This window comes from Sporolactobacillus spathodeae (assembly GCF_016908935.1).
Taxonomy (GTDB): domain Bacteria; phylum Bacillota; class Bacilli; order Bacillales; family Sporolactobacillaceae; genus Sporolactobacillus; species Sporolactobacillus spathodeae.
Genome location: NZ_JAFBEV010000052.1, coordinates 1 through 1505, shown reverse-complemented (window position 1 = coordinate 1505; position 1505 = coordinate 1). Strand labels below are relative to the sequence as shown.

1 protein-coding gene is annotated in these 1505 nt (G+C 46.8%); it reads left to right on the top strand.

Going from position 1 to position 1505, the window contains the following annotated elements; all coding sequences use genetic code 11:
- The first annotated feature begins 221 nt into the window (after positions 1 to 221).
- Positions 222 to 1454: an IS256 family transposase gene (locus tag JOC27_RS13320; protein WP_205007766.1), complete on the top strand. Its 1233-nt coding sequence runs from the start codon at positions 222 to 224 to the stop codon at positions 1452 to 1454.
- Positions 1455 to 1505 lie beyond the last annotated feature (51 nt).

The window sequence follows — 1505 nt, the reverse complement described above, 5'->3', positions numbered from 1 at the left end:
TTTAGTTGAGCCAGTATAATTGTGTAAAAAGGGTAGTTGATGTGGAGCAGTTTGTGGGATGAGAAAGGCGTTTTTCTGTGAGGGGGGCCGGCCCCCCTCACAGAAAAACGCCCGGATACTCGCGACTCTCTAAATCCTTATTTTCAACAAAAATGAGCCATTACCCATTATCTCAATTAGAATAGAGTTGACCAAAACCATATTCGAGGAGAGATAAAAGGTTGGCTCAACTACAGATTACTCTTGATGAAAAGATTTTGCATCAATTATTTTTTGGGGATACGCATGAATCGGGTGTCAAAGCTCTTTTGGAATCCATATTCAATCAAGTGCTTCAGGCTCAGGCTGGTGAACAATTAAGTGCAGACAAATACGAACGCACGGAGGGACGGAATGACTACCGCAACGGGAGTTATCCTCGAACACTGAAAACGCGTGTTGGAAAACTCAATCTGAACGTTCCGCGGCTGCGGAACGGCCATTTTTCAACGGATCTTTTTAAACGTTATCAAAGAAGTGAACAAGCACTGGATCTGGCCCTTATGGAGATGGTTATAAATGGTGTGTCCACGCGTCGCGTCAGTCAAATTACGGAATCGCTTTGCGGCACTGAATTTTCTAAAACAACGGTTTCCCAACTTTGTCAGCAGTTAGACCCGATTGTGGACGGCTGGAATAACCGGCCCCTACAGGGGCGTTACCCGTTTCTGTTTGTAGACGCCATTTATACCAAGGTTCGCGAGAATGGGCGTGTGCGTTCCCGTGGCGTGTTGATCAGCTATGCCATTAGTGAGAAGGGCGACCGAACCATTTTGGGACTGAAAGTGGATGACAGTGAAAGTTCCGAGGCCTGGAAAAATTACTTTGACTGGCTGAAATCACGTGGACTCAAAGGTGTCGATATTGTGGTGAGCGATGATCATGGCGGATTGGTTCAAGCGGTCAAGAAAGCCTTTCAGGGAGCCACTTGGCAGCGATGCCAGGCTCATTTTCTACGTAACGTTCGCGATGTTCTCCCCAAAGATTTACGAACTGAGGGAGGATCCCGTGTTCGAGCGATCCTTCATGCGCCGGATGTCGAGACAGCCCGCACGCTACTTCACAAGTTTTTGAATGATTACGAAGAAAAGGCTCCGAAGGCTGCTCGGCTGGTGGAAGAGGGATTTGACGATGTCACAGCGGTACTTCCACTGCCAGAGTTATATCGGAGACGTGTACGCACAACCAACATACTGGAACGCTTAAACCAGGAATTCCGTCGGCGCGAGCAAGTGATTCGTATTTTTCCAAATCGTGAGTCCGTGCCGCGTTTGATGGGCGCTCTGCTCATGGAGCAGAATGAAAACTGGTCTGAAGAGCGACTGTACTTGAACATGAAAGATTATTATGCATGGAAGAACGAACAAGGACACCAGCAACATCAGATTACCAAGATTGCCAGCGTCCATTTATAACAGATCTTCTCTTTTAATTGAGATAATTTACACATAAAACAGGACTTGACC